The sequence below is a fragment of the Pseudomonas sp. SMV71 genome, from assembly GCF_052042015.1.
Classification (GTDB): Bacteria; Pseudomonadota; Gammaproteobacteria; order Pseudomonadales; family Pseudomonadaceae; genus Aquipseudomonas.
Genome location: NZ_JBKGGU010000059.1, coordinates 1 through 453 on the forward strand (window position 1 = coordinate 1; position 453 = coordinate 453).

A 453-nucleotide genomic window follows, 5' to 3' on the forward strand; every position below is an offset into this window, starting at 1 on the left:
CGTCGAGATCATCGATGCCACCGGCAAAAGCAAGAAACTGCGCTGGAACCCGTTCGGCCAACTCGTCGAGCACATCGATTGTTCGGGCTACCCGACGCGGTTCAGCTATGACTCGCGTGGCTATCTGCTGACCATCACCGATGCCCTCGGCGAGCGCACCCAGTTCAGCTACGACGCCCAAGGCCGGCTGCTCAGCAGCCAGTTGCCGGACGGCCGCACCGAGCACTATCAGCGCGACGCCGCCGGCCAGCTCACCGGCTACACCGACCCGGCCGGCCACACCACGCATTACCAGCACAACCGTCGCGGCCAGGTGCGCCAACGCACCGACGCCCACGGCCGGCAGGTGCAGTTTGCCTATGACGGCTTTGGCCGGCTGCAAGCGTTGGTCAATGAGAATGGCGAAAGCTATCGGTTCGCCTGGGATGCCGGGGATCGCCTGGTCGAGCAGCA

1 pseudogene is annotated in these 453 nt (G+C 65.1%); it reads left to right on the plus strand.

Annotated features, from left to right (window positions below):
- A pseudogene (locus tag ACLEJQ_RS25765) lies at positions 1–453 on the plus strand (RHS repeat-associated core domain-containing protein); the annotation flags it as partial.